The sequence below is a fragment of the Thermosynechococcus sp. TG215 genome, from assembly GCF_031583455.1.
Taxonomy (GTDB): Bacteria; Cyanobacteriota; Cyanobacteriia; order Thermosynechococcales; family Thermosynechococcaceae; genus Thermosynechococcus.
The window spans coordinates 231,418-254,924 of sequence record NZ_CP134178.1 but is presented as its reverse complement, the minus strand read 5'-3'; the positions used below and the strand labels follow the sequence as shown (position 1 = coordinate 254,924).

Genomic DNA, 23,507 nt, shown 5'->3' with positions numbered 1-23,507 from the left:
CTGAGGGGCAAAAATTGTGATATCCTAGAATGTTTGATGCTCCCTTTTTTCTGGGAATCCTCTGTAGGGTTATTCCCAAAGGGTTCTGGTGTCATTTCTAAACCCTTAGCCATTTTTGGAGGGGTTCCCTGTTCTTCCTAAATCAAGGCACGTGTTGCGGTTGATGGACTGGTTTATCTCTAGAGGTTTGGGTTCAGGTGCGCATTCCCCTCGACTATTACCAAGTGCTGGGTGTGCCAATTCAGGCAACGCCGGAGCAAATCGAGCAAGCGTTTCAGGATCGGCTGTTGCAACTGCCCACCCATCAACACTCCCCCACCACCGTTGCCACCCGTCGTGAACTCATTGAGCAAGCCTATGCGGTTTTGCGAGAACCTGAGCAGCGCCATGCCTACGATCGCCACTGCTGTGCCGTTGACCCCAATGATTTGATTGCCCAGTTGGATCCCGATGCCACCGCTCCCCACCTTGAAATTAGTGATCAGCAATTTTCGGGGGCGCTCCTCCTGCTCTATGAACTGGGGAACTACTCCCAAGTGGTCAAACTGGGAGAACAATTCCTAAAGGAGGATGCTTTTGATCTCAACCGCCCCTATACTTCCTCTGCCGCCGTTGCTGACATTACGCTGACTGTGGCTTTGGCCTATTTGGAATTGGGACGCGAGGAATGGCAGCGGCAGTCCTACCAAGCCGCCGCCTCTCGCCTCGAAGCCGGTCTAGAGGTACTTCAGCGGGCGAACCTGTTTCCCGACCTCCAGGAGCAGTTGCAGACGGAACTGCATCGGCTGCGTCCCTACCGCATTCTGGAGTTACTGGCACTGCCTCTATCCGATAGTGTGAATCGGCAGCGGGGTATTTTATTGCTGCGGGAGATGCTCAGCGATCGCGGGGGCATTGAAGGTCGTCATGACGATCACTCTGGCCTAGGGGTTGAGGATTTTCTCAAATTTATTTTGCAACTGCGCAGCCATCTCACCGTAGCAGAGCAACAGGAACTCTTTGAACGAGAATCCCGCCGTCCCTCAGCAGTAGCGACCTATCTGGCAGTGCATGCGCTGGTGGCACGGGGCGTACAGGAACTTCAGCCGAGCTATATTCGCCGTGCCAAGGATTTACTAGAGCGACTCTCCCCCAATCAAGACATCTACCTCGAACTGGCCAGTTGTTTACTGCTGTTGGGACAACCTGCTGAGGCCTTGGCCGCTCTCGATAAATCTCAAGATCAGCAGAGTCTCGCCTTTATCCGCCGTCATTCCCATGACTCCAGCGATCTGCTGCCGGGCCTGTACTACTACACAGAGCAATGGCTACGGGAAGAAATTTATCCTGCTTTTCGGGATTTGGGGGAAACGCCGGTGGCCTTGGATGCCTACTTTGCGGATCCCGATATCCAAACCTACTTAGAGGCTCTCAGTGACGACTCCTTTGCCCCTGAACCGCCCAGCACCACTGCCTCTGCCCTCCCCGAAGTCATTAGACCAACGGTGGCCGTGCCGCCGCCCGTCTCCTTCACAGCGGAAACGTTGCCCTTGGAGTATCATACTGGGCTGGGTCAAGGCTTTTCGGCAGCGGCTGCTACCCGCTCTTCAACCGCAACGGAGACCGACACGCCCCCAGCATCCACTCGCAAACGGCGCCGCCCTCCAACCAGTCACCACAAAAAACGTCAGACTTGGTTTTGGATGGGTGCAGGGGTTGTTCTTGTTGGGTTAGGCGCCTTGGCAAAAGTCTATTGGCCAGCCAAAACGGCTGAAGCCCCACCACCACCACCGCCAGTGACCCCGACGCCAACTCCTGTGGCAACGCCAACCCCAACGCCACAACCAACGACCTTAGCCACCACCTTAACGCCGGAGATGGCACGCGATCGCCTCCGCACGTGGCAGCAAATTAAAGCCCAAGCCCTTGGCACGGCATTTGAGATGGACAAACTAGCAACGATTTTGGTGGAGCCAGAACTCAGCCGCTGGCGATCGCGGGCACAGAGCTTAAAATCCGAGGGTAGCCATTGGGTCTATACCCTGCGGAACCTAGAAGTGAAGGAAGTCCGTCCCCGAGGCAGCGATCGCGTGGATGTATTGGTGGAAGTCAATGAGGATGCCCGTTTTTATGAACAGGGAACCCTACGCAATGATATTTCCTATAGCGATCCCTACCGCGTCATTTACACCTTTACCCGTCGCGGCAATCAATGGTTGATTCAACGCATGCAGGTGGTTAGCTAAGGGGCATTTCCACCTGTCGGCCAAACTTGAGATTCAAGAGAGACAACGACAGGATAAATAGGAATAAGACCAGTCCCATCGTACAGGCGTAGTTGATCTCTAAGCGCTGAAAGGCATTCTCATAGATGTAATAAACAATGGTCTTGGAGCTATTGAGGGGCCCCCCTTGGGTCATGACATAGACCTCTTCAAAGACCTTCGTGGCAGAAATTGCTGAGATAATGCTCACCAAAAGAATATAGGGACGCATCAGCGGTAGGGTAATATCCCAATGCTGTCGCCAGCCGTCACTGCCATCGAGTGCTGCCGCTTCGTAGAGTTCACCACTAATCCCCTGAAGTCCCGCCAGATAGATCACCATGTAGTAGCCCAAGCCTTTCCAAATCGTGACGGCCATGACACTAAAGAGGGCGAGTTGGGGACTTGTCAGCCAAGGAATCGGGGTGTCCCGCAGATGCAGACCCTGTACCAGTTGATTGAAGAGGCCATTGGGGGCATAGAGCCAGCGCCAAGCAATCCCCGCCACCACCATTGAGATAATCACGGGGCTGTAGTAGGCAGCACGAAACCAGTGGATGCCCCGCAGGGGTTGATTGACCAGAATCGCCAACAGCAGGGGGGCGATCGCCAGAATCGGCACCACGACCACTAAATAGAGGAAAGTATTGGCCAAGGTTTTCCAGAAAACACCATCGCGCCACAATTGCGCAAAGTTGGCCCATCCCACCCACACAGGCGGACTCAGGAGATCCATCTCATAGCGGGTGAAACTCAGGAAAAAGGCCTGTAGGGCTGGCCAAAAGACCGTCAGTGTGAGTAACCCCAAGGCAGGGGCAAGAAAGAGATAGGGGGTGAGCGATCGCCCTTTCATTGGCTGCGGGGGTGTTGTTGACGATAGGCACGCATTTGCGCCACAAAGTCGCCAAAGAGATAATCAGCATCGTGGGGGCCGGGGCTGGCCTCAGGGTGGTACTGCACTGAGAAAATCGGCAATGTTTGGTGCTTCAGACCGGCAACGGTTTTGTCATTGAGGTTAAAGTGGGTAATCTCAACGGGGGTTTGGGCAAGGGATTCTTCAGTAATGGCAAAGCCGTGGTTTTGGCTGGTAATTTCCACTTGCCGGGTCAGGCCAGCGGGCTGGTTCAACCCGCGGTGACCAAATTTCAGTTTGAAGGTTTCCGCCCCCAAAGAAAGTCCCAACAACTGATGCCCCAGACAAATGCCAAACATGGGACGCTGAGCCGCCAGTAATTTGCGTGCGGTTTCAATGCCTTCCTGAACCGCCGCAGGGTCGCCGGGGCCATTGGAGAGGAAAATGCCATCGGGGTCATAGCTGAGAATCGTTTCCGCTGGGGTATCCGCCGGCACAACAATCACACGGCAACCATAACTAGCCAAGCGACGGAGAATGTTGCGCTTCACGCCAAAGTCAATAGCCACAACCGTCAAGGGTGGCTCTTCGGTGGCTGTTTGGGGACGAAATTCCCAAGCCGGGGGCGTCGGTTCTGTCCATTCATAGGGGGTGCGGGTGGTCACCACCTTGGCTAGATTTTGTCCCTGCATACTGGGAGCGGCAAGGACTTTTTGCAGCAGTTCAACGGGATCAAGGATTTCCGTGGAGATGCCGCCATTCATGGCACCGACAGTACGAATTTTGCGGGTGAGGGCGCGGGTGTCAATCCCGTAAATGGCGGGAATGCGATGGGCTTTGAGGTAATCAGGTAAGGATTGTTGCGATCGCCAGTTACTGGGAATGTCACAGATATGGCGAGCAACCGCACCGCGCACTTGGGGGCGATCGGATTCATCGTCTTCGGGCGTTGTTCCAGTATTGCCCAACTCAGGGTAGGTGAATGTCACGATTTGACCACAATAGCTTGGGTCAGTGAGTACCTCTTGATAACCCGTCATGCCGGTATTAAAGACCACTTCGCCAATGGCTGTTCCCGGTGCCCCAAAGGAAAAACCGCGAAAGACTGAACCATCGGCAAGAACCAGCAAGGCGGGTGTCGGCATTTCAATATCTCCAACTGGGAAAGCCCAATAGTTTATTGTGCATGATAAAGCCGGCCGTTGACTGCACAAGAATTCTCGGATGTTTTGATTTTCTTACTTGCGGCGACTCACCTGTTCAGTTAGATAATCTGCCGCTGTGGCCACTAGGGGAATAATCCGTGCATAGGGCATCCGCGTCGGCCCTAGAATGCCAATACTGCCCACGGGGGAGTCCCCATAGCAATAGCAGGAATAAACCAGTGTACAGGACTGCATCGGCGCTAAGGTATTTTCACTGCCAATGCGGATTTGCACCTGCGAGGGGGCTTGGCTATCGCCACTGATCAAGGGAGCCAGTTGATCCTGTTGGTCTTCGAGAAGATGCAGTAGCATTTGCACCTGCTCCACTTGGGAAAACTCCGGCTGCTGGAGAACATCGGCAAGACCACTGATGACAAAGGAAGTGCCTTGGTGGCTGTAGCGATCGCTCAACTGCCGCAGTAGGGTCTGAAGCTGCTGACTGTAGGTCTGAAACTCCAAATCCAGTTTTTGCCAGTCAATGGCACTGAGTTCCACCAGCGATCGCCCCTGCAACTGATGATTGAGGAAGTTGGTCAGTACCTGGAGGGTGCGCTCCCGCAGCTCAGGATCCTCTTCCCCTTGCCCCAATTGGATCAGTGCCGACTGGGTTTCGTAGGTATCGAGCACAAGAATCACCATCACCTGCTGGGAATCCAAGGCGACCAGTTGAATCACCCGAATCTGCCGCTCCAAACGATTGGGGAGCGTAATCAGGGTAATGTAACCACTGAGATCCGAGAGCAACTGCGCCGCTTGCCGCAAGATCACCTCAAGGCGTTGTTGCCCCCAGATAAACCGCTCACTCAAGAGACTCTCGGCTTTGCGAGCCACATCGGGAATGGGCTGGATCAGTTCATCCACATAGACGCGATAGCCAGAATCAGAGGGCACCCGCCCTGCGGAGGTGTGGGGTTGGTAAAGCAGGCCACTTTTTTCGAGGAGCAGCATCGTATTGCGCACCGTGGCCGGGCTGACGTTGAGGTTGTATTCCGTGGCGATCGCTTTTGAGCCGACGGGTTCTGCCGTGGCAATGTAATGGTTAATCGTGGCGCCAAGAATTTGTTTTTGGCGATCGCTGAGTTCAATCGTCATAACCCCTTACACCTGTGACTTGTTATCTGTGTTTTTTATCTATCTATAAACTAGCCTTTGTATTTCAGCAATTCTGAGTTGCAACTTGCGGCTATGGCGATTGGTCTTTTGTGACTAAAAACTCAGCTAGAAATGGCTAAGCAGTACTGCCAATGGGGGATTCCCAAATAAATTGCAGATGGATCGACCAAGGCTGTGGCGGGCGGCTGGTGACCGCTATGGCATGTAAAAACTCCCGTAGATAGAACCGTTGCTCTGCTGCCGAGAGTTGGTACCAAAATTGCGGCTGACCAAGGGTCACCGCCAGTTGCAAAAGATTACTAGGGGGCAATTGGGCCTGCTGTGCCTCAATTTGTGCCCGTTCCCCAGCCAGTTTATAGCGGCGCAGTTGAGCGGTTTCGGGATCCAAGAGGCCTTGGGCTTCTAGTTCGGCAAGGCGGTGCAGTTGGGTTTCAATTGCTTGCAGTTGAGCCGTCAACGGTGGCGGCGGCAGCGACAGTTGGGCGATCGCGGGCGGCAGGCGCTCAGCAATTTGATCAATCACAGCAGCCAAGGCCGCGTCGTAGGGAATGCTGCGACATTTGGGGGAGAGGGGACAGTGCAGGGGACGCAAGTAGGCATATTGGCTCGGTTGGCGGTAAGGCTGCACCTGAGTCCGGCCAAAGCGTTGCTGACATTGGCGGCAAATCACCAATCCCGCCAGAGGATGGGGGGCACTAGCACTGCGACGAGGCAGAGAGCGTTGGCGTCGCAACAGCCGATCCACCTGAGCCGCTTCATCGGGGGCAATCAGGGGGGCATGGGTCTGAGGAATCACCGTTTTCCCTTGGTAGTAGAGATGGCCGCGATAGACGGGGTGGGTCAACCAGCGCCGACCGGTCGCTACGCTAATCTGCTTGTGGTGGGTGGTGGCAATAAAGCGCACCGCTGCACTGAGGGAGCCATAGAGGAGAAAATGCTCGACAAAATCCTTGACGACAACGGCTGCCGCTCGATCAATGACATAGTGCTCTTTGCCCCGGCGATAGCCATAGGGAGCACGACCCGGCGGCGGACGGTGCTTGAGGCGATTGCGGGCATGGCCATGGCAGAGAGTGTGGTGATGGAGTTGCTGCTTTACTTGATCCCAAAGGGATAGCAGCTGATCTCCGCTGGGGGGGCGATCGCTTACGTAGCCTTCGGCTAGGGCAATCACCATAATACCCGCTGCCTCCAGTTGCCGCAGGCGATCGCTCACTTCCATCACCGTTTGGCCAAGGGCACTTAATTGGTGTAACAGCCAATAGCCCGGTGCTAACCGCTGCAACCAGTACCGCAACTGCGGCCGAGCAGCCTCCACATCCAGTACCCAGTGGTCAATCTCCTGCCCCCACCCTTGGGGATCGGGGAGGGGCTGCCAGAGGGGATCAATGTACTCGTAGGCAATAATGACCACACATTACATCGTCCTGAGGATCAGGTCGTTGCCGGTACTAGGGTTGGACTAGGATTGGGCATGGTCTCTGGCGGCAAGCCATAAATGGAGTTATAGAGGGCATTGTAGGCTAGTGCTGATTTTGTCCAGCTAAAGTCCTCGCGCATACCCCGCTGCTGGAGGGTGTGCCACTCCCGTTTGTAGCGATACCCTTCCCACGCCCGCACTAGACAGGTGTAGAAGTCAAGGGGTTCATAGCGGTCAAAGCAGTAGCCCGTTCCCGTTTGCCGCTCTGGATCATGGTGAGAGACGGTATCCACAAGGCCACCGGTACGGCGCACAATTGGTACACAGCCATAGCGCAGGGCAATCATCTGAGCAATGCCACAGGGTTCAAAGCGACTCGGCATGATGAAGGCATCGGCACCGCCATAGATCCGCCGTGAGAGGACATCACTGTAGAGCAACTGGACACTACAGCGCCCCGGAAACCGTGAGGCAATTTGCCACATTTGGGTTTCGTAGTAGCGATCGCCCGTTCCCAAGAGGACAAACTGGCTATCGGTGTAGGCCAAAAAGCGATCCAGCACCTGAATCAACAGATCCAACCCCTTTTGCTCCACCAAGCGGGTGACCATCCCCACCAAGAAAGCACCGGAATTCACCTCCAACCCCAGTTCCTCTTGGAGCGCAATTTTGTTGGCCTTACGCCGCTCAAGGGTATCTACGGTGTAGTTTTGCACAAGGGCGCGATCGGTACTGGGATCAAAGACCTCTGTATCAATCCCATTCAGAATGCCGGAGAGCTTGCCACTAATAAACGACAGCAGCCCTTCCAATTTCTCACCATATTCGGGGGTTTTAATCTGTTCGGCGTAGGTGGGCGAAACCGTATTGACGCGATCGGCATACTGCAGTGCTGCTGCCATCGTATTGTGCCCCTGCATGTACCACGGACACCAAGTAATTTGCTCGAGGCGCCACCGCCAGGGCCCTTGATAGGCCAAGTTGTGAATGGTGAACACAGTGGTGATGTCGGGATCCTGATGCATCCACACTGGGATCATTCCCGTGTGCCAATCGTGGCAATGGATAATCTGGGGTTTCCAGTAGTTCCAAGCAAATTCTGCTGCCCCATTGGCAAAGAAGGTGAACCGCCAGTCCTCATCCTCCCCGTAGTAGATGCGGCGGGGATTAAAGCAGGGATGGCCAAACAGGTAAAGGGGCACGTCCGACCCCGGCAACACCGTTTCATAGACATGGAACGTCTGAAACATGGCATGGCCAATCCAGATGGGATCTTTGGGAATCTCCACCTTGTCGGGCAAGAAGCCATAGTAGGGCATAAAGATGCGCACATCATGTCCCATGCGGCGTAACACCTTGGGCAGGGAACCCACCACATCTCCCATGCCCCCCACTTTCGCCAGCGGTGCCGCCTCAGCAGCAACAAATAGAATTCGCATGATCCTCCTGAACCTGTTTTTTGGCCAATTCTAGGGCAACGCAATTGCCGTTAACCTACCACAAGTGCGGGACAATTTGGCGTACGATCGCTCTTATACGTCTTTGGAATTGGCAACCCCTATGGCAGATTCTCCCCTCGTGCAACGGGTCAAAGAAGTTCATGAGCAGGCGCGTCTGTTGGCTCAGCTGGATGCCACTGCCCGCAATGATGCCCTAGAGCAGGTGGCCTGTGCCCTTGAAGCGGCGCGGGAGGAGATTCTGGCGGCCAATGCTGCCGACTGTGAGCAGGCCAAGGCCAATCAGCTCAATCCTTCTCTCTATGCGCGGTTGGAACTGAGTCCCAGTAAACTAGCGGCGGCGATCGCCGGGGTGCGTCAAGTGGCGACCCTTGCGGATCCTCTGGGTCAGCGCCAACTCCATCGCGAATTGGATACAGGCTTAATTCTCAGTCGCGTCACCTGCCCTTTGGGGGTGCTGGGGGTAATTTTTGAAGCGCGTCCCGATGCCGTCGTGCAAATTGCTTCCTTGGCAATTAAATCGGGGAATGGCGCCATTCTCAAGGGAGGACAGGAGGCGAGTCGCTCGTGCCAAGCGATTATGCAGGCCATTCACAGAGGGCTAGAAAAGTCGGCAGTGCCCGCTGGGGCGATCGCCCTCCTGATGCGGCGGGCAGAAATTACGGAATTGCTGCAACTGGATCAATGGGTTGATCTGATCATTCCGCGGGGTTCCAATGAATTTGTACGTTATATCCAGAACAACACGCGGATTCCTGTGCTGGGGCACGCCGATGGTCTGTGTCATCTCTATGTGGATGTCGCTGCGGATCTGGAGAAGGCGATCGCCATTACCCTCGACGCCAAAACCCAGTACCCGGCTGCCTGTAACGCCATTGAGACGCTTCTTGTCCATCGGGGCATTGCCGAGGCCTTTTTACCCAAAGTGGCTGCTGCCCTTGAGAAAGCAGGGGTGGAATTGCGGGGGGACGCGATCGCCTGCCACCTTGTGCCCATGACCCTTGCCAGTGAAGCCGACTGGGCGACAGAATACTGCGATTTGATCCTCTCCATCAAAGTCGTTCCGGATCTCGATGCCGCGCTGGATCACATTGCCACCTATGGATCGGGGCACACTGAAGCCATTGTTACCGAGGATGCTGCCGCCGCCGCCCGTTTTCTGCAAGAGGTGGATGCCGCTGGCGTTTTTCACAATTGCTCCACCCGCTTTGCCGATGGCTTCCGCTATGGCTTTGGCGCTGAAGTCGGTATCAGTACCCACAAACTACCGCCGCGAGGCCCGGTGGGGCTAGAGGGATTAGTCACCTACAAATACCAACTGGTGGGGAATGGCCACATTGTGGCAACCTATAGCGGCGCCAATGCCAAACCCTTTACCCATCGTGATTTGGAATCCTAACGAATTTAAGGGATTGTTAAGCAACAAACAAAGCCAATTTTTCTGTTTCAGAATGGAGATATAGGGCAATAGTGATTTAACCACCGTGCAGATGATGACCGCTGCAAACTTTGCCTATCCAGTCTCCGTTGGAAATGTGTTGCGTGCTTTACCCAGTGTCTGAGCAAAGGAGCAGCCTGCGTTTGGCAACGGACAAGTCTGACTTGGGAATTGCGTGCAGTTAGGTGATTCACAGATTCACGATAGCAAAGGGAGCCAAAGACACTCAAAACTTTAACGGCTCAAGCACTGCTGTTGCATCCCCAGAGGGACAGCAAACGGCAATTTAATCAATGAAACTTAATGTTTGGGAGCATAACAATGACTCAATCCATCCCTAGACCAACCAGTGAAGTGACCCATCGGGAAACAGCGTTTGTTTTAGAACTGAATTCCTTGAGCTGCAAAGACCTGCCCCTAGTGGGGGGCAAAAACGCTTCCTTGGGGGAAATGCTCCAACAACTGACGCCCAAAGGCATTAATGTCCCCGATGGTTTTGCGACCACAGCCTATGCCTACCGTTACTTTATCCAAGCGGGAAATCTTGATACCCAACTGCGGCGGCTCCTTGAAGGTCTCGATGTCGAGGATGTCACAGAACTCCACCGCGTGGGGCAAGCGATTCGCTCGCTAATTTTGCACACGCCGTTTCCCCAAGAATTGACGGATGCGATTGCTGCCGCCTACCAAAAAATGTGCGATCGCTATGGCCCGAATACGGACGTGGCGGTTCGCTCCAGTGCCACCGCTGAAGATTTGCCCGATGCTAGCTTTGCCGGTCAGCAGGAAACCTACCTCAATGTCCATGGTCTCAAGGGCGTTCTCGACGCCTGTCATCGCTGCTTTGCCTCACTCTTTACGGATCGGGCGATCTCCTACCGCCAGATCAAAGGCTTTGACCACTTCAATGTGGCCCTGTCGGTGGGGGTGCAAAAAATGGTGCGCTCCGACTTGGCCTGCTCTGGGGTGATGTTCTCCATTGATACAGAAACGGGCTTTAAGGACACTGCCCTGATCACGGCCGCCTATGGCTTGGGCGAAAACGTTGTTCAAGGCGCCGTCAACCCCGATGAATACTTGGTCTTTAAGCCAACCTTGAAGGCGGGCTATAAACCCATCTTGAAAAAAGCCCTCGGCACCAAAGAAATTCGCATGGTTTATGCCCTTGGCGGGACGAAGCTCACCCGCAATGAACCCGTGCCTGAGCCCCTGCGGAAACAATTTGCCCTCAGCGACGAAGAAATCCTCACCCTAGCCCGCTGGGCCTGCCTCATTGAGGAGCACTACTCTGCTCTGCGGGGAACCTACACCCCGATGGATATTGAGTGGGCAAAGGATGGCCTCACAGGTGAACTCTTTATCGTGCAGGCGCGCCCCGAAACCGTCCAATCCCAAAAAGCCACGAACGTCCTGCGCAGCTACCATCTCAAAGAAAAAGGAACGCTCCTTGCCACAGGTCGGGCAGTTGGCGAAATGATTGGCCAAGGCCGTGCCCGCGTCATTCTCAATGTCCGCAATATCGATCAGTTCCAAGCGGGGGAAGTGCTGGTGACCCACCGCACGGATCCTGATTGGGAGCCCATCATGAAAAAAGCTAGTGCCATTGTCACCGATCAGGGGGGACGCACCTGCCATGCGGCGATTATTGCCCGTGAGTTGGGCATTCCTGCCATTGTCGGTTGTGGCGATGCCACCGAAACCATTCCCAATGGTGTTGAGGTCACGGTCTCCTGTGCAGAAGGGGAAGAGGGGCACGTCTATCAGGGATTACTGCCCTTCCATGTGGAGGAAGTGGCTCTGGAAAATCTGCCGCGAACCCGCACCCAAATCCTGATGAATGTGGGTAACCCCGAGGAAGCCTTCAGCTTGGCGGCAATTCCCAATGATGGGGTGGGGTTGGCACGTATGGAGTTCATTATTGCTAACCACATTCAGACCCATCCCTTGGCGCTGTTGCACTACGATGAACTGACCGATGAAGGGGCAAAACGGAAAATTGCCGAGCTGACTCAAAACTACACCGACAAGGCGGAATACTTTGTCGATAAGTTGGCTCAGGGGATTGGGGCGATCGCTGCTGCCTTTTATCCCAAGCCTGTGGTCGTGCGCATGTCCGACTTCAAAAGCAATGAGTACGCCAACCTCTTGGGCGGTCGCCAGTTTGAACCCCATGAAGAAAACCCAATGATTGGCTGGCGGGGCGCTTCCCGTTACTACGACCCCAACTATGCCGAAGGCTTTGCCCTTGAATGCCGCGCCATGAAGAAAGTCCGCGATGAGATGGGGCTGACGAACGTGATTCTGATGATTCCCTTCTGTCGTACCCCAGAGGAAGGACGGCGAGTACTGGCAGAGATGGCCAAACATGGGCTGAAGCAAGGGGAAAATGGTCTGCAAGTCTATGTGATGTGCGAACTCCCCAGCAACGTGGTGTTGGCGGATGCCTTTGCCGAGGTCTTTGATGGCTTCTCCATTGGCTCCAATGACCTGACGCAACTCACACTGGGGTTGGATCGCGATTCGGCCTTGGTGGCGCACCTGTTTGATGAACGCAATGAAGCGGTCAAACGCATGGTGGCGCAAGCGATTCAAACAGCGAAGGCCAAGGGGCGCAAAATTGGCATCTGTGGTCAAGCCCCCAGTGACTATCCTGAGTTTGCTCAATTCTTGGTGGCGCAAGGGATTGACTCCATTAGCCTCAACCCCGACTCCGTCCTGAAGACGATGCTGCAAATTGCTGAGGCTGAAAAACAGGCCTAGAGTGCACAACCCAGTGACAACGCCTAAGCTGAGGGCAGAGAATTGAAGCCGCGATCGCTCTGCCCTTTTCTGTGGGTGACGCAACCCAGTAGGATCAAAGGAATCAGGTGGAGAATATTGGCGTGGACACAGCAGCAATTCAGGAACTCATTACCTCGGCGGATGTGGGCGATCGCCTGCGGGGCATCAATCAACTGCGTAGCCTTGACCCCAACGATGCCTTTCGGCTCATTCAACCCCTCAGCCAAGATGAAAATTCCCGTGTCCGCTACGCTGCGGTGAGTCAAATTGCCAGCCTTGGGCACGTCAATCTCAATCAAGCCCATGACCTGTTGCGCGATCGCCTGCTCCATGACAGCGAAACGGATGTCCGTGCTGCCGCAGCGGATGCGATGGCTGCCCTACAAGTTCCCTTTGCCCTTGAAGATTTAGAAACGGCCTACCACAGTACCGATGATTGGCTGTTGCAGTTTAGTATCATTGCCGCCTTGGGTGCCCTAGGCAATCCTGCTGCTGTTGGGCTGCTCACGGAAGCCCTCAATAATCCCCAAGAATTGGTGAAATTAGCCGCCATTGGTTCCTTGGGTGAACTGAAACAACCAGAAAGCATTGTCCACCTGCGGCAGTTTGTCGAGTATCCCGATTGGCAAGTCCGCCATCGGCTAGCGATCGCCCTTGGCCAAATTGGCACTCCAGAGGCTCGCCCCCTGCTTGAACAATTAACCACTGATTCTGCGGAAGCGGTTGCCGAAGCGGCTCGCACTAGTTTGGCTCAGTTAACTACTTAACACCCGTGGGTTATACGCTACCAGTTTTTGCGGCGGCGGCGGCGGTGGCGGCATTGCGTTGCCTTACGGAAGGAACCTGTCCTAAGGAAATCACCCTTGCGCTGCTGCGCCCCAACCGCTGTGAAACCTTTAGGATTGCCCAAGGGGCATGCTTAGATGCCCAACAGGCTTTGGCTATTACCTACAGTGAACCCAGTGATCCCCTTGATCTCACCCGCCATACCCCGATCTGGGCTTGGGTGCGCTGGCAAGACCCTGTAACGGCTCCCAAAATTCACATTGAGGGGGGCTTTGGGGTTGGGCGCGATCGCGCCACGGGCGAGGCAGCTATCTATCGCTATGCCCGCTTGTTGTTAACCACTAACCTGTTGCTCTATTGTCCTAAGGAGCGGGCGATCGCCGTCACGATTCTCCTGCCCCAAGGGCGAGATTTGGCAGAGCGCACCTCGAATGCGGCTTTTGGCATTGTTGAGGGACTCTCCCTACTGGGAACCACTGCCTTAGCACAACCCCTCACAGCCTCGGAGCAACTGGATCGCTATCGCGAGGACTTAGCCCAGAAAGCAGCAAAATCTCCCATCCTCGTCTTTTGTATTGGCGAGAACGGCCTTCAGGTGGCGCAGCAACTCCAGATTCCCCCTTCCCTGTGTGTAAAAACTGCCAATTGGCTAGGGCCAATGCTGGTGGCCGCTGCTCAACACAAGGTTCAACAGTTGCTCCTCTTGGGCTACCACGGCAAATTAATTAAACTCGCTGGCGGCATTTTCCATACCCATCACCACCTTGCGGATGCTCGCCAAGAAATTCTCACCGCCTTTTGTGCCCTTGCAGGCTTAGACCCAGAGATTCTGCATCAGGTGTGGCAAGCACCAACGGTTGAGGCTGCCCTCAAATTTTTAGCAACAATGGCTCCCCAAGCCTTACCTGAGATTCTCAGCCACATTGCCAACCGCATTGATGAGCGCGCCATTACCTATATCCATGCCCATTGTGCTGCTCCCATGGGGCGGTCATTACAGGTGGGATGTGCCTTGTTTGGGCGCGATCGCCAAATTGTTGCCATCAGCGAGGCAGGAAACCTAATTTTGACAAGGATTAGGCTATACTAAGTGAAAGACTCAATAAAATGTGTACCAGCACTTATGAGTACAAACTGCCATGTTCTTGATCGCGAAGAGGTCATTCGTTTTATCCCGAATGAAGATGATAACTCAAGAATTATTTACAAACACCGTAATACTGATATTACTTATCCAGGAGAATTTCTAAATCTTATTTTTAATGATGCTAGATTGATTCCACCATTAGTTAGAGGTTGCTCAGCAAGAGTTATGATGCTCGATAAGACGGGTTGGCATAAGGGTAGAGTGCGATTAGAAATTGTATTCTATCCCGATGAGGAAAATCCCAATATCAATGTTAGTGATGAACTGAACATTAACGAATATCTATCTCAGAGTTAGGGTTGATCTCATAGAAGCTAAGGAAAGCGGTCTACTAAGGATTGGGGTTTCTAAAGACGGTAAAAGATTGATAGCCAGTATCAATTAAGATATGCTCAAATAGTTCCTCTGCAATCAATTCATCAATAACTTGCTTCACGGGTGAGTTATTATTACCTTCAGCATCATACCAGCCATAGTAATCATGCAAAATAAAGTAGCCACCCGGTCGTAAATACCAAGGCACATAATTAAAAACATCCGCTTTGCACCCCTCATAACTATGATCGCCATCAATAAAAATGAGATCAACTAAACCGTCAATCGTGACTTCATCTGAACGGGTATTAATAAATTCAACATAGTTTTCAAGATTTGCTTCAAGAATTAATTCCTCAGCTTCCTTGGTTGGAAATGGATCAATTGAAAGCAGTTGTCGTTTTTTCGGCGCTTCAAATTCGTTGTAATTGATGTCAGGTCGCTGCTTATGTTGTTGTGGTTCTTGCCAGCCAATATCAATGAATCGTAGGGCACTTGCTAGACAGAGAGTTGAAAAGCCCTTAAAACGTCCAATTTCAATGATCCGAGTAGCGCGAATACTTACGGCTAGAGAAAATAGGGTCATTCCTAACCCCAGCTCTGAGCCACCAGCAACGAGTGCCTTCCGCATCAGGCCAAAAAAATCCCCAAAATAGCTTTCCATCTTTTGCTGGTTATGGGCTAGGGGTTCTGTTGTCATGAAATATTCTGGGCTAAAACTCATGGGAGTATTTCCGGCAGCGACTTCTTGTGGCTCTACCTTATCCTAGCTGAGGGTACAATATAGGATACTGGGAGAGATGGCAGAGTGGTCGAATGCGCTCGACTTGAAATCGAGTGTGGCAGGGATGCCACCGAGGGTTCGAATCCCTCTCTCTCCGTTGGATGAAAAAAGGCAGCTAGAACTGCTCTAGCCGCCGAAACATCACTCTTGGAAACCCTTACAGACCAAGATCTGCCAAAATGTCGGTGGCGTGGGTATCGGTTTTCACACTGGTATAGACGTGGGAAATAATGCCATTGCCATCAATGACATAGGTGACTCGCTTGGCGTAGCCGCCACCATCCACGTCGTAGGCCTTGATAATGGATTTGTCCACATCTGCCAAGAGGGGAAAGGGGAGGTTGTATTTTTCAGTGAACTTTTGGTGCGAGGTTTCGTCATCGGTACTCACCCCCAAAACGACAATCTCTTTGCCCTGATAGGCAGCATAGTTGTCACGGAAGCTACAAGCCTCTTTGGTGCAGCCGGGGGTGTCATCCTTAGGGTAGAAGTAGAGCACCACAGTTTTGCCCGCAAAGTCGCTGAGGGACACCGTATTGCCATGGGTGTCTTTGGCAGTAAAGGCAGGGGCGGGTGTACCAACGGCTAAAGCCATGGGGGATAACCTCCTAATGTTAAGTTTTATTACGTGCTTGTTCTTTATTTTATCGGCAGATGCCAAAAAGTTAGTAGTGGATGCGGGGGTCAATCCAAGCATTGAGCAAGTCAATGAGAATACTGGCGGCAACCACAATCACGGCAAAGAAAACCACAATGCCCTGTACGGTTGGATAGTCCCGCAGAGCAATGGCCTCGTAGAGTCGCTGACCCAGCCCCGGCCAAGAAAACGTCACCTCTGTCAACACGGCTCCCCCCAAGAGGCTGGCAAGGGTCAGCCCCAAAACCGTGATCACTGGAATCAAGGCATTCTTGAGGGCATGGTGAATGAGAATCCGATGCTCAGGGATACCACGGGCACGGGCGGCTTCCACATAATCGGCCACTAGGGTTTGCTTGAGATTCACCCGCACAATGCGCTCAAAGATACCACTGAGGACGATCGCCAGCGTCAACGCAGGCAGGAGCAAGTAACTAAAAGCAGTTCCCAGTTGGTGGAGATTACCATTCAGGAGCGCATCCAGCAGGTACAGCCCTGTGGGACCTTGGGGGGGTGTTTCCGTGATTGGGTAGCGGGTACCCAAGGGAAGCCAACGCAGATTCACCGCAAAGAGCAGTTGCAAAAGCATCCCCAGCCAAAAGAGGGGCAAGGCATAGGTGATGATGCCAAAGAGACGCCCTCCGATATCCCAAGCAGTGCCAGATTTGACCGCAGCCAGACTGCCAATGAGCACCCCTAAACCAAAGGCGATCGCTAGACTGACGAGGCCTAATTCTGCCGTTGCAGGAAAATGCTGAGCAATGATACTCGTGACGGCTTCCCCTTGACTGGTGAGGGAGGTTCCCAGATCAAATCGCAGGAGTTGCCCTAAGTAAGTCAAGTATTGCTGCCACAGGGGTTGAGCCAAGCCCAATTGTTCTCGCAAGGCTTCCTTGACAGCCACCGGGGCACGGGGACCTAAAATCGCATCCACGGGATCCCCCGGCGTGGCTCGCAGCAGCAAAAAGACGACGGTGACAATCGTCCACAGCATCAGCGGCGCAAGTAAAAGCCGCAGGAGCAGGTACCCCTGCAATGCACGCAGACGAGACATGAATTGCTCGAGTTATTCTTGAGGTGGGTTCGCCGCTCGCTGGCGATCGCGCTCAATCGCGGCCAAAAGACGTTTGGGATAGCTATCCGCTGCAATTTGCAGAATTTGATCGAGGGGCGTATCATTCATAAACTTGGTGGCGGCAGCAATGTACTCACGGTTGGGACAGCGATCGCCCAAGACACAGCCATTGACACAGGCCTCTGCACAATTGATGGTTTCTGGCGTTAGTTCACCCATGGCAGCTCTCCGAGGAATTGCTCAAATTTTAACAGGGGGAAGGTGGCCGACCTGAAAATTGGCCGTGATTCCCCTCGGCTCCTAGGCTAGAATCATACTGGCACTGGAAATGCTGGGCACCCTCAAGGAGGCACAATGCGCAAGAAGTGGCTCACCCTTTTGGTTTTGCTGTTGGGCGTGGTTCCTTTCATTGCCATTTCGGTGATGCCCCTGCTCAGCAGTGCCTTTAGCCCAGCGCAACCCACGCCAAGCCCCGTGACCAGTCCTGCCGCCACTGACAAAGTTGCCGAACTGCAAGCCCAAGAAAAAGGCTACCAACTGGTGCTGGAGCGTGAACCCAACAATGCCACAGCCTTAGAAGGGTTGGTGCTGGCTCGGCTGCAACTGATTCAACTGGGCAAAGGAGAAATTGCTAGCGTCATTGACCCCCTGCGCCGCTTAGCTGCTCAGCGCCCCGAACAAACAGATTATGCGATTCTGCTGGGACAGGCACAGCAGCAAACGGGCGATCGCGAGGGGGCTGCCCAAACCTTTCAGGGGGTTCTGGCCAAATCCCCCGGCAATCTCAATGCCCTGCGGGCTTTAGTGGATCTCTACTTGAAGGAAAATCGTCCCCAAGCGGCCATTGGCCTCATTGAAGAGACCCTCCAAGGGGCAGAGCAAGCCAACAAAGTCCAACCAGGGAGCGTCGATGTCACGGCGGTACAACTTCTCCTTGGCGATGTCTATATGGCGCAAAAACGCTACGATGAGGCGCTGACCCTCTTCCAAAATCTGGGCAAAGAAAACCCCAACGATTTTCGCCCGGTGCTTGCCCAAGCGATGGCACTGACGGAACAGGGGAAAAAGACAGAAGCTGCGCCTCTGTATGCCAAAGCCGTGGAACTTGCACCCGCCAAGTATAAAGATGCCATTCAGCAGGCGGCGCAGCAGGTGCAAAAGGAATCTCCAGCAACCCCTGAACCCCCGCCACAGCAATAGAGGCCTAAACTTGCTGTTGCAGTTCCTCTAGGCGAGCCAGTACCTCCTGACTGTGGATCGCGGGATTCACTTTGACAAACCGCTCGCGCAATATCCCCTCAGGATCGATGATGAAACTGTGGCGCAGCGAGACAAACCCCAACCAGGAGCCATAGGCCTTGCTGACGCGGCCATCGGGGTCAGAGAGGAGGGGAAAGGTCAAGCCTTCACTGTCACAGAAATCTTCGTGGGAGTCCACGGAGTCGGCACTGACGCCAATGACTTCAGCATTGTGGGCATGAAATTGCTCAATATCCCGCTGAAAGCGTTGGGCTTCGAGGGTACAGCCAGCGGTAAAGTCCTTGGGGTAAAAGTACAGCACCACCCACTTGCCGCGATAATCCTTCAGGGAAATCGGCTGGCCATCGACACTGCTGGGAAGAGAAAAGTCGGGTGCTGGGGCATTGAGGGGCGGCAATTCACCCCCGAGAGCCCAACTGGGAACTGATGGGCTCAGAAACAGAATCAAACTCAAAAGGGCAACAAGTAGTGAGCGCAAGAACATGGTTAAATCGCTAAACTGGCCTTAGGAAAGCATCTAGCTGCACTGTACCGTAGTTTTAACGATTTTTCGAGGTTGATGCCGTCACTCCCTCTTGTACAGTTGATGCCCCGCTGGCTGCGCTGGCTGGGTGGTCTGGTTCTAGCGATCGCCCTTGGGGTTGGCTTGTGTCGCTTCATTGCCGAAAGTCTCTGGTTTGATCAACTGGGCTATTTGGCGGTGGTCTGGCAGCGCTGGAGTGTCCAAGCTGTACTGTTTCTGGCGGTTGCGGGGGCATCGGCACTGTTCTATGGCTGGCAGCAACACTGGCTCCTGCGGCAACGCACCGTGACCCTCGAGCCCACCCTGACCGCCCAGAGTACCTATCGGGGGCTGGGGCTGTGGCGGCTTTTGTTGTGTGCTAGCGGTTTAACTTGGCTGCTAATTGTTGCTACTTACCACATTGGGGCGATCGCGCTGCAACTGTGGCAACAGCGTTCAGAAATCACCTTTAACAGCCCTCTGCTGCCGCAATTGAGTGTCTGGCGGGTGGCAGAGCTATCACTTCTAGTGGTGCAGAATCCTTGGCTACTCGTGCCGAGTTTGGCGGCATTGGTACTGGGGTTGTGGTTGCCCCTGCGCCTCTTTCAGGGGGTTGCAATTCTCTTGAGCGTTGCCATGGGGGCGATCGCCTGCCTGAGCTGGCCGGTGGTGCTCAAGGGACTGTTTGCCGCCAGTGATCCCCACACCGAGCCCCTCTTTCACCATTCGATGAGCTTTTACCTGTTTCAGCTGCCCCTGTGGGAATTGTTGCGCCTATGGCTGGTGAACCTCAGTGTTGTCGGCTTAGGGGGAACGGCCTTGGGTTATCTCCTTGCCAATGAAAGTCTCAGTCATGGCAAATTCCTCGGCTTCGTGCGATCGCAACGGCGGCATTTACAGGGCTTAAGCGCCTTTGTCTTTGCCACAGTGGCCTTTAGCTTCTGGCTAGAACGCTACAAACTTCTTTATTCGACCAATGGGGCTGCCTTTGGCGCCGGCTATACCGACGTCACTGTACGCTTACCCCTCTATGGTTGGCTTTCAGCCTCGGCTTTTGGCGTCGCCTGTTTACTGGCTTGGTCAGCGATTCGACGGGGCGGCGAAGGGCAGCGGCGGCTAGGACCGATCGCCCCCGGCCTCTTTGGCTTTACATTGGGCTATTTAGTGGTCATCCTGATTGCCGATTGGCTCCTGCCCACAGCCATTGAAGCGGCCATTGTTCAACCCAATCAACTGCAACGGGAACTCCCCTACATTCAACGCACCATTACCCACACCCGCGAAGGCTTTAACCTTGAAAAAATGCGGGTCGAACCCTTTCAGCCGGAAAATAACCTCAACGCCGAGATCATTGCTGCCAACGCCGCCACCACCCGCAATATCCGCCTTTGGGATACCCGCCCCCTTTTAGAAACGAACCGGCAACTGCAACAACTGCGCTCCTACTATCGGTTTCCAGCGGCCTTTTTGGATCGCTACTATCTCAAACTATCCCCTGAGCAAGACCAATCAGAAATTCGCCAAGTCCTCATTGCCGCTCGCGAAGTGGACTACAGTGCGGTTCAGCGCTTTGCCCGTACTTGGATTAACGAGCACTTGGTCTTTACCCACGGCTATGGCTTCACCATGAGTCCCGTGAATACCGCCGAAGCCAATGGTCTGCCCAAATACTTTGTCCGCGATATTGGCGATACGGGTGAGCTACTGGTCGATCCGCCGCAAATCCGTGAAAGCATTCCCTTTTTCTACCCCCGGATCTACTACGGTGAACTTACCCATACCTATGTCTTTGCCCCTTCGGCGGTTCCAGAGCTGGATTTTCCCCGTGGCGCCGAAAATGTCTATAACCACTACGACGGTACGGGGGGGGTTCCCATTGCCAGTTGGTGGCGGCGCTTGGTCTACGGTGTCTATTTTGGTGACTGGCAACTGCTGTTGACCCCCAATTTACGACCGGACTCACGGGTACTTTTTCGTCGCTTAATTCAAGAGCGGGTGCGGGCGATCGCCCCCTTTTTACGTTTTGACAGTGAACCCTACCTTGTGGTCGCCGATCCACGCTCTGAACAGGACATTGCCGCCAGTCCTAGCGCCACAGGGGTGAGCTATCTCTACTGGATTATTGATGCCTATACCGTCAGTCGCTACTATCCCTATGGCGATCCCGGCGAGCACTCCTTTAATTACATTCGCAACTCTGTCAAAGTGGTGGTGGATGCCTATAACGGCGATGTCACGTTTTATGTGGTGGAACCCGACGATGTCATAATTCGCACGTGGCAGCGGGTTTTTCCAACCCTCTTTCATCCCCTGAGTGCCATGCCCCACCGCCTCTACCGCCACATTCGCTATCCCATTGATTTGATGCAGGTGCAGTCGGAACAACTCCTGAAATACCACATGACGGATCCCGTGGTCTTTTACAACCGCGAAGACCTCTGGCAAATTCCCAAGGAGATTTACCGCGAAAAGCCCCAAGCCGTTGCCCCTTACTATCTCATTACCAAGCTGCCCATTGGCTACACTGAGGAGTTTATTCTGCTTGTTCCTTTTACGCCCGTGAATCGTCCCAACCTCATTGGTTGGCTAGCGGCTCGCTCCGATGGTCAAAACTATGGCAAGCTCCTGCTGTACGTCTTTCCCAAGCAAGAACTGGTCTTTGGCCCTGAACAAATGGAGGCGCGGATCAATCAAGACCCAATGATTTCACAGCAAATTTCCCTCTGGAATCGCCAAGGGTCAAGATCGGTGCAGGGCAATCTCCTCATTATCCCCATCGAGCGATCGCTCCTCTACGTCGAACCCATTTACCTCGAAGCCGATCAAAATCAACTGCCCACCTTGGCACGGGTCATTGTTATGGATAACCAGCGGATTGTGATGGCACCTACCCTAGAGGAGGCTTTGCAAAAACTGTTTCCTGATTAACTTTCATCGCAGAAACGTTGAAAGATAGTTTAATTGGTATTACTTCCGTAATGGGAGCACCTGATTTCTCATCAGCAGTGACAGATTCCATGGTTTCGGAGTGGGCTTTTCCCCTTGGTTGACTAAATGGCGAGAGGAGGGGTCTGTAATAACCAATCGACTGCTGGGCTTCAGCCTGTTATTTCACCGTCTGTCTCTTGGAAGCTAGTGCAGGCTGCCAGAATCCGACTCATACTTGTTGCAGAAATGCAGGTAAAAGCGCACTCACTTTCGATACTCAGGCCATTGTTCTGTTTGGGTATTTTGCTTAGATAGCAGGTTAAGTATGGGGTCTCTATGCTGTTTATCGTTACAAATTAAGTCCTTGCATACGTATCTACTATTGCAGTTTAATTACTGTTTAGCTTTCAAAACCACCAATCTGCAGACAGGACTTGATGGCCCGAAAAAAGAAGACCGAGACCAAGCGTCCGATCGCACCCTACGAGCATCGGGACAAAGCGCGCGTCAACAACCCGCCCGTTGGGCTGGTCACGCCCGAAACCGACCCCGACACCGGACAGCAGAAAAAGCGCTACGCCTACGACCCGCACCTCGACCCGCAACTGGTCTGGGCGGGCAAAGCCGAGCATACCTCGTTTGAAGTTCCTACCGTCTCCCTGCACGTCCACGAGCGCATTGACCCGCGCACAATTATCGAGGCGGTGCGCAAGAAAAATGGGCAACAGGAACCGGTGCAACTGGGGTTGTTCGAGGTCGAGCACCAAGAACCCTTGCACAAGGCCGTCGAGTTCTACCAACACAAGCACGACTGGAGCAACCGCCTGATCGCCGGCGATTCGCTGCTGGTGATGAACTCGCTGCTGGAAAAGGAGGGCATGGCCGGCAAGGTGCAGATGACCTACATTGACCCGCCCTACGGCATCCGCTACGGCTCCAACTTCCAGCCCTTCGTCAACAAACGCGACGTGAAGGACGGCAAGGACGAGGACTTAACTAGCGAGCCGGAGCAGATCCGCGCCTTCCGCGATACTTGGGAGCTGGGCATCCACTCCTACCTCACGTATCTTCGCGACCGGCTGCTTCTGGCGCGGGAACTGCTCACCGAGAGCGGCAGCATCTTCGTGCAGATCAGTGACGAGAACGTGCACCACGTGCGGGAGTTGATGGATGAGGTGTTCGGGGCGGGGAATTTTGTAAGACAAATATCTTTCCGCAAAACATCGCCTCTTGGGTTTGGAGAATTACCGAGAGTTCACGATATCATTAATTTGGTATGCGAAAAACAGGGAGGGCGTGAAATATAGGCAGCTTTACACGGAGAAGAGTCTTGATGAATCCTGGTTTGGATTCGTAGAGTTGCCGAGTGGAGAGGTAAAACCAATTCGTGCATTGTCAACCGAGCTTGACCAAATTGAAGGATCAAAGAGGCTGGCTTTGGGTGACCTCAAGTCTTCTGGTTACACCGAGTCTTGCACCTATGACTTTGAGTTCTCAGGAAGGATCATATCCGCACAAAGGAAAAGCTGGCGCACACATAGGGAGGGAATGCAACGCCTTATT

Annotated in this window: 19 protein-coding genes and 1 tRNA gene; 10 read left to right on the top strand and 10 right to left on the bottom strand. The window is 53.7% G+C overall.

Annotated elements, in window-relative coordinates; genetic code table 11:
* Window positions 1-197: 197 nt before the first annotated feature.
* Entirely contained in the window at window positions 198-2,225 is a 2,028-nt protein-coding gene (locus tag RHJ02_RS01140; protein ID WP_310800369.1) for an IMS domain-containing protein, read from the top strand.
* Here RHJ02_RS01140 and RHJ02_RS01135 read toward each other — a convergent pair.
* The 5 genes from RHJ02_RS01135 to glgA all read right to left on the bottom strand — a co-directional run bounded on the left by RHJ02_RS01135 (window position 2,218) and on the right by glgA (window position 8,273).
* Window positions 2,218-3,096 (bottom strand): carbohydrate ABC transporter permease, encoded by an 879-nt coding sequence (locus tag RHJ02_RS01135; protein ID WP_206200705.1) that lies wholly within the window; start codon window positions 3,094-3,096, stop codon window positions 2,218-2,220. The genes RHJ02_RS01140 and RHJ02_RS01135 overlap by 8 nt on opposite strands.
* Window positions 3,093-4,241 (bottom strand): glutamine-hydrolyzing carbamoyl-phosphate synthase small subunit, encoded by a 1,149-nt coding sequence (carA, locus tag RHJ02_RS01130; RefSeq protein ID WP_206200704.1) that lies wholly within the window; start codon window positions 4,239-4,241, stop codon window positions 3,093-3,095. The genes RHJ02_RS01135 and carA overlap by 4 nt, the downstream gene beginning before the upstream one ends.
* Window positions 4,242-4,334: 93 nt before the next feature.
* Entirely contained in the window at window positions 4,335-5,393 is a 1,059-nt protein-coding gene (gene hrcA, locus RHJ02_RS01125; RefSeq protein WP_206200703.1) for a heat-inducible transcriptional repressor HrcA, read from the bottom strand.
* 136 nt (window positions 5,394-5,529) lie between these two features.
* Entirely contained in the window at window positions 5,530-6,828 is a 1,299-nt protein-coding gene (locus tag RHJ02_RS01120) for a recombinase family protein (protein ID WP_206200702.1), read from the bottom strand.
* A 20-nt stretch (window positions 6,829-6,848) separates the two neighbouring features.
* Entirely contained in the window at window positions 6,849-8,273 is a 1,425-nt protein-coding gene (glgA, locus tag RHJ02_RS01115; RefSeq protein ID WP_302678627.1) for a glycogen synthase GlgA, read from the bottom strand.
* 121 nt (window positions 8,274-8,394) lie between these two features.
* Here glgA and RHJ02_RS01110 point away from each other — a divergent pair, with 121 nt between their 5' ends.
* The 5 genes from RHJ02_RS01110 to RHJ02_RS01090 all read left to right on the top strand — a co-directional run bounded on the left by RHJ02_RS01110 (window position 8,395) and on the right by RHJ02_RS01090 (window position 14,740).
* Window positions 8,395-9,690: a glutamate-5-semialdehyde dehydrogenase gene (locus tag RHJ02_RS01110; protein WP_310453897.1), complete on the top strand. Its 1,296-nt coding sequence runs from the start codon at window positions 8,395-8,397 to the stop codon at window positions 9,688-9,690.
* 360 nt (window positions 9,691-10,050) lie between these two features.
* A complete protein-coding gene (gene ppsA, locus RHJ02_RS01105; protein ID WP_310744711.1) occupies window positions 10,051-12,489 on the top strand; it encodes a phosphoenolpyruvate synthase in 2,439 nt (812 codons plus the stop codon).
* Window positions 12,490-12,596: 107 nt separating this feature from the next.
* Window positions 12,597-13,277, top strand: coding sequence for a HEAT repeat domain-containing protein (locus RHJ02_RS01100; protein ID WP_206200698.1), 681 nt, complete (start codon window positions 12,597-12,599; stop codon window positions 13,275-13,277).
* 5 nt (window positions 13,278-13,282) lie between these two features.
* Window positions 13,283-14,386, top strand: a complete 1,104-nt coding sequence (gene cbiD / locus RHJ02_RS01095; RefSeq protein ID WP_310743982.1) for a cobalt-precorrin-5B (C(1))-methyltransferase CbiD — start codon at window positions 13,283-13,285, stop codon at window positions 14,384-14,386.
* Window positions 14,387-14,740, top strand: a complete 354-nt coding sequence (locus RHJ02_RS01090; protein ID WP_310800368.1) for a hypothetical protein — start codon at window positions 14,387-14,389, stop codon at window positions 14,738-14,740.
* 34 nt (window positions 14,741-14,774) lie between these two features.
* Here RHJ02_RS01090 and RHJ02_RS01085 read toward each other — a convergent pair whose 3' ends face one another.
* Window positions 14,775-15,482, bottom strand: coding sequence for a class I SAM-dependent methyltransferase (locus tag RHJ02_RS01085; RefSeq protein WP_310744326.1), 708 nt, complete (start codon window positions 15,480-15,482; stop codon window positions 14,775-14,777).
* Between the two features lie 70 nt (window positions 15,483-15,552).
* Between RHJ02_RS01085 and RHJ02_RS01080 the strand changes: the two genes are divergently transcribed.
* Window positions 15,553-15,639 (top strand) — tRNA-Ser (locus tag RHJ02_RS01080).
* Between the two features lie 60 nt (window positions 15,640-15,699).
* Here the strand turns inward: RHJ02_RS01080 and RHJ02_RS01075 are convergent.
* The 3 genes from RHJ02_RS01075 to RHJ02_RS01065 form a co-directional block, all read right to left on the bottom strand.
* The gene (locus RHJ02_RS01075) at window positions 15,700-16,137 is read right to left on the bottom strand and encodes a peroxiredoxin (protein ID WP_206200694.1); all 438 of its coding nucleotides are present in this window, start codon (window positions 16,135-16,137) and stop codon (window positions 15,700-15,702) included.
* A gap of 70 nt (window positions 16,138-16,207) precedes the next feature.
* On the bottom strand, window positions 16,208-17,233 hold the full coding sequence (locus RHJ02_RS01070) for an ABC transporter permease (RefSeq protein ID WP_206200693.1): 1,026 nt from the start codon (window positions 17,231-17,233) through the stop codon (window positions 16,208-16,210).
* A 12-nt stretch (window positions 17,234-17,245) separates the two neighbouring features.
* Window positions 17,246-17,473, bottom strand: coding sequence for a hypothetical protein (locus RHJ02_RS01065; protein WP_206200692.1), 228 nt, complete (start codon window positions 17,471-17,473; stop codon window positions 17,246-17,248).
* 135 nt (window positions 17,474-17,608) lie between these two features.
* Here RHJ02_RS01065 and RHJ02_RS01060 point away from each other — a divergent pair, with 135 nt between their 5' ends.
* Window positions 17,609-18,454 carry a lipopolysaccharide assembly protein LapB gene (locus RHJ02_RS01060; protein ID WP_206200691.1) on the top strand — a complete coding sequence of 282 codons (846 nt, stop codon included), beginning with the start codon at window positions 17,609-17,611 and terminating at the stop codon, window positions 18,452-18,454.
* Window positions 18,455-18,458: 4 nt separating this feature from the next.
* Here RHJ02_RS01060 and RHJ02_RS01055 read toward each other — a convergent pair whose 3' ends face one another.
* Window positions 18,459-18,998, bottom strand: a complete 540-nt coding sequence (locus RHJ02_RS01055; RefSeq protein WP_310453140.1) for a peroxiredoxin — start codon at window positions 18,996-18,998, stop codon at window positions 18,459-18,461.
* Window positions 18,999-19,100: 102 nt separating this feature from the next.
* Between RHJ02_RS01055 and RHJ02_RS01050 the strand changes: the two genes are divergently transcribed.
* Both RHJ02_RS01050 and RHJ02_RS01045 read left to right on the top strand, forming a co-directional pair.
* Window positions 19,101-21,944, top strand: coding sequence for a UPF0182 family protein (locus RHJ02_RS01050; protein ID WP_310800367.1), 2,844 nt, complete (start codon window positions 19,101-19,103; stop codon window positions 21,942-21,944).
* A gap of 437 nt (window positions 21,945-22,381) precedes the next feature.
* Window positions 22,382-23,251, top strand: coding sequence for a DNA methyltransferase (locus RHJ02_RS01045; protein WP_206200688.1), 870 nt, complete (start codon window positions 22,382-22,384; stop codon window positions 23,249-23,251).
* Window positions 23,252-23,507: the final 256 nt, after the last annotated feature.